Origin of the sequence: Kingella sp. (in: b-proteobacteria) (assembly GCF_030527935.1) — a bacterium.
In the GTDB taxonomy this organism is placed as follows: Bacteria; Pseudomonadota; Gammaproteobacteria; order Burkholderiales; family Neisseriaceae; genus Kingella_B.
The window spans coordinates 1-7,498 of the sequence record NZ_JAUMZV010000063.1 but is presented as its reverse complement, the minus strand read 5'-3'; the positions used below and the strand labels follow the sequence as shown (position 1 = coordinate 7,498).

Sequence of the window (7,498 nt, the reverse complement as noted above, 5' to 3'; positions counted from 1 at the left end):
AATTTTGCAAAGGTCTCTTAATGTGAATTTCCTGAGTTATCTAGGACAGCCCCTTCATTATTTGCATAGGCAGATTTGATGACATAAAAACGCGGATACAAGGCAAAAAGCACAGCAAGGTTGGACACCTTGCGAACATTTTTAACGCAGTAGCCACGTTTTTGGGGCATTAAAGATACCTATGAAAATAGTGAATACAGGTTCTTACGGCAGCCTGAAAATGGGAAATAGCGTTTTCGGGCTGCCTTTTGCGTCTAACCCATATAAAGAAACAATCTAATCCGCTGTTTTCTTTGTTTTTATACTGTCGCGCTTTTGACATAGGAAAGGCACGAGATGGCTTGGTCGACGGACGATTACATTATTCTGTTTTTCTTTGTGGTGGGTGCGCTGCTGCATGGAATTACGGGCTTTGGTTATCCGATTGTGGGCACGGCGGTGGTGGCGGGGTTTTATCCGTTGAAAGTGGCGGTGGCGATGGTGGTGGTGCCGTGCATGGTGTTGAATGTGGTGATGCTGCGTTCGGGCGATGGCTTTTGGCGCAATGTGTTGGGCTATGGCAGGGCGTTTTTGCCGTTGTTTGTGAGCAGTTTTGTGGGCGGGTTGATTGGGGTGAAGCTGCTGTTGGTGTTTCCTGAGCCTGCGCTGAAAATGTTTTTGGGGGTTACGCTGCTGTTTTATGTGGCAACGCAATACAGCCGTTTTCGCATTCGCTTTGGGCGTGGGCGGGGGACGATGCTGGCATTTGGCTTTGTGGCGGGGGTTGTGGGCGGGGTTACCAATGCGATTGTGGCGTTTTTGATGATTTATTTGCTGGGTACGGGGCGCAATAAAACGGAAATGGTGATGGTGAACAACATCAGCATTTTGATTACGAAATTGACGCAGGTGGTGGTGCTGTTTCCTGTGCTGCGGAGCTTTGGGGCGAAGGATTGGTCGCTGTTGGGGGTGGTGTTGGTGGTGTCGCTGGGGTTTGTGTGGCTGGGCGGGCATATTCGGCAGCGGTTGCTGCAGGGGATGTTTAATCATGTGGTGGCGATGATGCTGTTGGCGTTGGGGGTGTATGCGATGTGGCAGGGCTGGGCAGGATGGCGGTAGCGCAATCAATCATGTAAGGCAGCCTGAAAATATGATGGCTAAATGGAACAGCGGATGGCTGGGCTGCGGTGGGGTGGGGTGCAGGGGCTTGCCCCTGCTCGTGGTAGGCGGCGAAACGCCTGCGCTGGCAAAAAATAAACCATGCCTAAGGCAGCCTGAAAACGATGTTTCAACGTTTTCAGGCTGCCTTTATAATAACGTGAGTTCGGGATAAGCCCCCCTATCCACCAATCAAACCACCCCGCCCAAACATCTGCGGTTTATACGGAAACAAACAATAAGCAGCCAACCCAGAAATCAGATTCAAGAGAAACCCACACTCAGAACGATGGTGAGTATGTTCAATCTGGCATAAGTTCTTCAACTGGTCAAAAATCGTTTCCACCACACCCCGTCTTTTTAACAGATACTTCTGTTCAGCTGAGTAGCTTTGCGCTTTCATTCCCTTTTTGTTTTTTGGTTAGCAGCGTAATGCCATATTGCTCTTTCAACCATTGCCCCAGTTCTTTGCCAATGTAACCCCTATCGCCAATCAACGTACCAAACAGTTTGCCAATCATCTGTTTCAACCCCTTACGGTCATCCATATTGCCTGCGCTTAGGAAAAAGCTAACCAGCTCTCCCAAGTGGTTAAACACAGCATGCAGCTTAAAACCATAAAACCAACCCATGCTGCTTTTGCCCCGTTGGGCAATTCCCTTAAACACCTTATGCGAATGAATACGGCGGTTGTGGCACACAGGAAGAGCTGTGGAATCCACTACGCTGATACCCGTACATTCACCCATTTGTGTGGTGAGAAACACCAACATAGCGGGTAAGGCTCTGCGAGTCAGTTCCACAAAACGGTTATAACTAGGCATGGTTGGGAATGCGTCTTTGTAGATGGTTTTATCTGCCACAGATAATAGCTTTTGAAATCTCGCATACGGATATGGTGGAAATAAATCTATACGGTAATAATTTCGGCGGTGCTGATGCAGCATTTTCTGTTTCGCCCATTGGGCTTGAATAAAAGGGTTTGCTGAAATTGTGGTTCAAATTCTTTGCAAAAATCGTCAATTTGGTAGATAAAGTGCGGTAAGATGGTTCATGATTAAAGGGCTTTTGTGATGTTTTTTGTATGGAAACAATAATATATCATGATTGTTCTTTAATTTTTTATGAGTGGGGTTATCCCGAATTTACGTTAGAGTAAGTCGGCGGTGTCTTGTGTTTGTTTGCGTAATGTTCGACTACATGTGTGCATCAGTTGATGGCGCATATCGGTAAAGGGGCGGTTGTCGCGTTTGGCGAGTGATTTGGCAAGGGTGGAGCGGCGATGCGGTGGCGGACGTTGGGATGATAGTGGTGGTGACTGTGGGCGTTGAAGGATTGTTCTAGGGTGCGCAGGCTGTGGCAGCCGAAGCCTTTGCTGTGTTTGTCGGCTTGGTGTTGTTGGACATGTTTTTGGAAGCATCCGTGCATGAGGGGCTTGATGATTTGTTGGAAGCAGCTTATGCTGTACATGGTTGCAGTCCTGATGTTTTTGAGTTGACGCTCTGGGTTTTACCCGTGAAAACGTTGGGCTGCAACCTTTTTGTTTGGGTATGGGGATTTTCATTCGGGACAGTAGTGCGCCTACGTGGGAATAACGGTATTTTTCATTTTTCAGGCTGCTGTTGGGTTTTTTGCAAAGGGTTCAGTCTGAAAACAAAAACCGCTTGGGCGAGTACCCAAGCGGTTCTTGCGTTGTGTTTATTTCAAATATTCTTCAACTTTTTCTTGATAGCCGCGCAACACATTGGCGGAATCGGCAAATTTTTGTTTTTCCTCGGCATCCAAAGGTTGCTCAATGATGCGAACAATGCCACTACTGCCGATAACGGCGGGCGTGCCGATAAACACATCTTTTTCGCCGTATTCGCCTTCCACCAGCGCAGAAATCGGCAAAATGGCGCGTTCGTTGCGCAAGATGGCGCGGGTGATGCGTGCCAAGCCCATGCCGATGCCGTAGTAGGTTGCGCCTTTGCCTTCGATGATTTTGTAGGCGGCGCGCATTACATCGTAGCGGATTTGTTCCATGCGCTCTTTGCCGTTGGGCTGGGCATCAAAATGGGCTTTGATGGATTGCCCTGCGATGGTTGCGCTGCTCCAAGCGGCTAAAATGCTGTCGCCGTGTTCGCCCACCATAAAGGCGTTGATGCTGTGTGGTGCAACGTTGAACTCTTTGGACAACTCGTCGCACAAACGCGCAGTGTCCAACACCGTGCCCGAGCCGATAACGCGCTCTTTGGGGAAGCCTGAGAATTTGTAAGTGGCATACGACAGCACGTCCACGGGGTTAGCCGCCAGCAAGAAAATACCTTTAAAGCCTGTTTTCACCACTTCGCCTACGATTTTGCTGAACACGTTTAGGTTGTTATCAATCAGTTGCAAGCGGGTTTCACCCGGTTTTTGCGGCACGCCTGCGCAAATGGTAACGATGTCGGCATCGGCGCAATCGGCATAAGTGCCTGCTTTTACGATGGTTGAAGTCGGACCGTTAAACACGCCGTGGCGCAAATCGTAGGCTTCGGCTTCCACGCGGCTTTGGTTGATGTCAATCAGCACCAATTCGTCCACGATGCCTTGGTTGAGCGCGGCATAGGCATAGCTCACGCCCACCGCACCAGTGCCAATCACCACCACTTTATTGCTTACTTTGTTTGCCATTTTATTACATCCTTTAAGTTGTTGAAAAAATTGGTTACGCGCTGATGATACGCTTATCTTGCTGTTTCATGCGCATTTTTTGTGATTTGCTTGTGCCACGTCAATCTTATTTGAAACATTACTCCAATCAAAATCCCAATTTTCCCGTTGCTTTTTTTCAGGCTGCCTATTCTGCCGATATGTTATATTTGGTTCATTTTGTTGACCGCCAAACGCCATGAACCGCCCTGCCCTGTTTGCCCTATTGCTGCTCACCGCCTGCCAAGCCACGCTGCCCGCAACCTTTACCGCGCAAAATTTGCAACTCATTATCTACCACGACAGTCTTGGCAATCGCACGTTGCCCATTGCCCGCCGCGCAGGCGAAAAACGCCAAACTGCTTGGCGCAACTGGCTCGCCGCGCATCGCAACCAATGGCAAAGCGGGCATACCCCCGTTTCGGGCAGCACGCATTGGTGCGCACAATGGCTGGAAAACGGCGCGGAACAGCGCGTGTGCAAACGGCACGATAGCAGCAACACCCCTGCGCTGGTTTGGTTTGGCAACGGCGTGTTGCGCGATGCGGATACGATTGACGCGGCGGATAGAATTTGGGCGGGGCGGTTGGCGGCTGAACCGCAGTAGGCAGCCTGAAACGGCGTTTCGTCCTATCTGTCACTGCTGGCTTGGGCGCGATGGTGTGGCGTTGCCCTTGGCGCGGTAAACCTATTTTCAGGCTGCCTTACGCCTGAAACCACCCCGCGTTTCAGGCTGCCTATTATGCACGGATAAAACCATGTTCCCCAAAATCTTATTTACTCTCGCTCTACTCGCCGCGCCCATTGTCCACGCCTGCGTCATTACGCCCCACAACATCGCGGGCATCCAGCTTGGGCAAACGTTGGCGCAAGTTAAACACGCCCATCCGCAAGCCAAAATTAACAGCGAAGCCGATGCCGAAGTGGGCGACATTACCCTGATTACCTTGCCCAACAACATTGAAATTTTTGCCCTGCTGGACGACAACACAAGCCAAATCACATGGCTGGAAACGCCATCACCCACCTGCCATACTGCCAACGGCATCCACCCCCGCATGACATTACACGATGCCGAAAAAACGCTGGGCAACGTGCGCGATATTGAAATGAGCGAAGTGGAAATGCGCCAATTTGCCCGTTTTGCCCAACAACCCAAATGGCTCAATATTCGCGTGTATGGCGGCAATTTTGGCAACATCCCATCCACCCATTTCAGGCTGCCTTTACACACGCAAAAATACCGCCACGATGCACGGATAATCAGCTTATTTATCGCGCAATAGGCAGCCTGAAAACGCATACAACGCATTTCAGCGCAACCCAATCTATATTTTCTACCCCATAGGCAGCCTGAAACCGCCCAACCATTTTCAGGCTGCCTCCCCCCCACAAAGGACACCCCCATGACCCTACGCATCGGACAAGGCTATGACGTTCACGCGCTTGTGCCCAACCGTCCGCTGATTCTCGGCGGCGTACACATTCCCCACCCCAAAGGCTTGCAAGGACACTCCGATGCCGATGCCCTGCTGCACGCCATCACCGATGCCCTGCTCGGCGCGGCCGCACTCAACGACATCGGCGCGCACTTCCCCGACACCGCCGCCGAACACAAAAACGCCAACAGCCGCCACCTGCTGCGCCAAGCCTACGCCCTTGTGCAACAAGCAGGCTGGCGCGTGGTCAATGTGGACAGCACCCTGATTGCCCAACAGCCCAAGCTGCGCCCCCACATCGCCGCCATGCGCGCCAACATCGCCGCCGATTTAGGGCTGCCTGAAAACTGCGTCAACATCAAAGGTAAAACCAACGAAAAACTCGGCTACCTTGGGCGAGAAGAAGCGATTGAAGCGCAAGCCATCGTGTTGCTTGCCGCGCAATAGTTTTCAGGCTGCCTTACATCAATCGGCAGCCTGAAAAAACAATCAGCAGTCCGCGTAGCGCAGCGGAGTAGCGAAGCTAAAACCAAAGAACAGTTTTCAGGCTGCCCCAACACCCCCCAACCTTGATTTTCCCCCCACGCCCCCCCATATAGCCCCGCATATCATTTAACCAACCCCCTAACACACAACCATGAGCAAAGATTTTTACGAAACCCTAGGCGTATCGCGCAACGCCAGCGACAGCGACATCAAAAAAGCCTATCGCAAACTCACCATGCAATACCACCCCGACCGCAATCTAGACAACCCCGAAGAAGCGGCAGAAAAATTCAAAGAAATCCAAAAAGCCTACGACATCCTATCCGACCCGCAAAAAAAAGCCGCCTACGACCAATACAGACACGCCACCTTTGAACAAGGCGGTTTTGGCAGCGCAGGCGCAGGCGATTTTGGTGGCGGATTTGGTGGCTTTGGCGGATTTGGTGGCGCACAAGGCTTTGATTTCGGGGACATATTCAGCCAAATGTTTGGCGGCGCAGGCGGCGCACGCCAGCCCAATTACCAAGGCGACGACATCAGCTATCGCGTAGAAATCACGCTAGAAGAAGCCGCCGCAGGCGTAAAACGCCAAATCACCATCCCCACCTACGAAGAATGCGACATCTGCCACGGCTCAGGCGCAAAAGCAGGCACCAAAGCCACCACCTGCTCCACTTGCGGCGGCACAGGCACAGTCCACGTTCGCCAAGCCATCTTCCAAATCCAACAAACCTGCCCCACTTGCGGCGGCACAGGCAAAGAAATCAAAGAACCCTGCCTTAAATGCCACGGCGCAGGGCGCGTGAAAGCCAGCAAAACCGTAGAAGTCAATATCCCCGCAGGCATCGACGACGGACAACGCATCCGCCTAACGGGCGAAGGCGAACCGGGCACGCACGGCGCACCCAACGGCGATTTGTATATTCACGTTTCCGTTGCGCCGCACAAAATCTTCCAGCGCGACCCCGAAATCCCCACCGATTTGCATTGCGAACTGCCCATCAGCTTCGCCACCGCCGCTCTGGGCGGCGAAGTGGAAGTCCCCACGCTGGCAGGCAAAGTGAAGCTCAACATCCCCGCTGGCACGCAAAACGGCAAAAAACTGCGCGTGAAAGGCAAAGGCGTGAAATCCGTGCGCAGCAGCTTGGTAGGCGATTTGTATTGCCACATCGTCGTGGAAACGCCGATTAACCTAACCGACCGCCAAAAAGAGCTACTGCAAGAATTCGAAACCATTGCCACAGGCTTAGACCGCAGCCAAACGCCACGGCAGAAAAGTTTTTGGGAACGGCTGAAAGACGCATTTGATTAAAATTAAGAAAACCGCTTGCGGGCAATTGAGCATCGCAAGCGGTTTTCTTGTAAACAGGATTAGGATAGATGGATGATTAGATGCAGCCTGAAATTCGTTTTCAGGCTGCCCATCCTGAAACAGAACATGGCGTATCGCCGCCATACCCACTCTTTCCGTTGCTGTGGTGCAAGCGTTTCAGGCTGCCTTTATAATATGTAGAAATCCCTAGCGTTGTTTACAGTATTTCAAGGACAATACCGTAAATGAACATGCGCAAAAACACCCGCCTTACCCCGCACCACCGAGAAGCCATCTGGCCCGCCTATACGCAGAACAAAGAAAGCGTTACATCGCTTGCCAATCGCTTTATGGTCAGCCGCCCCACCATCTACCGCATTCTCAAAGCCGCACGGGTTGGTAGTGTCCTAAAAAGTATGCTACCCGAAAAAATCAAGCGGCATCAAAGCAA

General features: G+C 51.6%; 8 protein-coding genes and 2 pseudogenes. 7 read left to right on the top strand and 3 right to left on the bottom strand.

Going from position 1 to position 7,498, the window contains the following annotated elements:
• The first annotated feature begins 336 nt into the window (after positions 1-336).
• On the top strand, positions 337-1,098 hold the full coding sequence (locus Q4A85_RS12975) for a sulfite exporter TauE/SafE family protein (protein WP_303111013.1): 762 nt from the start codon (positions 337-339) through the stop codon (positions 1,096-1,098).
• 31 nt (positions 1,099-1,129) lie between these two features.
• Entirely contained in the window at positions 1,130-1,312 is a 183-nt protein-coding gene (locus tag Q4A85_RS12970; protein WP_303111011.1) for a hypothetical protein, read from the top strand.
• 6 nt (positions 1,313-1,318) lie between these two features.
• Here the strand turns inward: Q4A85_RS12970 and Q4A85_RS12965 are convergent.
• The 3 genes and pseudogenes from Q4A85_RS12965 to Q4A85_RS12955 all read right to left on the bottom strand — a co-directional run bounded on the left by Q4A85_RS12965 (position 1,319) and on the right by Q4A85_RS12955 (position 3,792).
• Positions 1,319-2,192 (bottom strand): annotated as a pseudogene (locus Q4A85_RS12965) (IS982 family transposase).
• A 154-nt stretch (positions 2,193-2,346) separates the two neighbouring features.
• Positions 2,347-2,607 carry a hypothetical protein gene (locus Q4A85_RS12960; RefSeq protein WP_303111009.1) on the bottom strand — a complete coding sequence of 87 codons (261 nt, stop codon included), beginning with the start codon at positions 2,605-2,607 and terminating at the stop codon, positions 2,347-2,349.
• Between the two features lie 228 nt (positions 2,608-2,835).
• Positions 2,836-3,792, bottom strand: coding sequence for an L-lactate dehydrogenase (locus Q4A85_RS12955; RefSeq protein WP_303111007.1), 957 nt, complete (start codon positions 3,790-3,792; stop codon positions 2,836-2,838).
• Positions 3,793-4,009: 217 nt separating this feature from the next.
• Here Q4A85_RS12955 and Q4A85_RS12950 point away from each other — a divergent pair, with 217 nt between their 5' ends.
• The 5 genes and pseudogenes from Q4A85_RS12950 to Q4A85_RS12930 form a co-directional block, all read left to right on the top strand.
• Entirely contained in the window at positions 4,010-4,417 is a 408-nt protein-coding gene (locus tag Q4A85_RS12950; protein ID WP_303111005.1) for a hypothetical protein, read from the top strand.
• A 151-nt stretch (positions 4,418-4,568) separates the two neighbouring features.
• Complete coding sequence (locus Q4A85_RS12945) at positions 4,569-5,096, top strand: hypothetical protein (protein WP_303111004.1); 528 nt, start codon at positions 4,569-4,571, stop codon at positions 5,094-5,096.
• A gap of 120 nt (positions 5,097-5,216) precedes the next feature.
• On the top strand, positions 5,217-5,696 hold the full coding sequence (ispF, locus tag Q4A85_RS12940; RefSeq protein WP_303111003.1) for a 2-C-methyl-D-erythritol 2,4-cyclodiphosphate synthase: 480 nt from the start codon (positions 5,217-5,219) through the stop codon (positions 5,694-5,696).
• A 190-nt stretch (positions 5,697-5,886) separates the two neighbouring features.
• Complete coding sequence (dnaJ, locus tag Q4A85_RS12935) at positions 5,887-7,047, top strand: molecular chaperone DnaJ (RefSeq protein WP_303111001.1); 1,161 nt, start codon at positions 5,887-5,889, stop codon at positions 7,045-7,047.
• Between the two features lie 245 nt (positions 7,048-7,292).
• Positions 7,293-7,498, top strand: a pseudogene (locus Q4A85_RS12930) (hypothetical protein); the annotation flags it as partial.

Bases quoted from the DNA above. Each gene is read 5' to 3' on its own strand.
- Q4A85_RS12950 (WP_303111005.1), top strand. From the start codon at position 4,010: ATGAACCGCCCTGCCCTGTTTGCCCTATTGCTGCTCACCGCCTGCCAA.
- ispF (WP_303111003.1), top strand. From the start codon at position 5,217: ATGACCCTACGCATCGGACAAGGCTATGACGTTCACGCGCTTGTGCCC.
- Q4A85_RS12975 (WP_303111013.1), top strand. From the start codon at position 337: ATGGCTTGGTCGACGGACGATTACATTATTCTGTTTTTCTTTGTGGTG.
- Q4A85_RS12960 (WP_303111009.1), bottom strand. From the start codon at position 2,607: ATGTACAGCATAAGCTGCTTCCAACAAATCATCAAGCCCCTCATGCAC.
- dnaJ (WP_303111001.1), top strand. From the start codon at position 5,887: ATGAGCAAAGATTTTTACGAAACCCTAGGCGTATCGCGCAACGCCAGC.
- Q4A85_RS12945 (WP_303111004.1), top strand. From the start codon at position 4,569: ATGTTCCCCAAAATCTTATTTACTCTCGCTCTACTCGCCGCGCCCATT.
- Q4A85_RS12970 (WP_303111011.1), top strand. From the start codon at position 1,130: ATGATGGCTAAATGGAACAGCGGATGGCTGGGCTGCGGTGGGGTGGGG.
- Q4A85_RS12955 (WP_303111007.1), bottom strand. From the start codon at position 3,792: ATGGCAAACAAAGTAAGCAATAAAGTGGTGGTGATTGGCACTGGTGCG.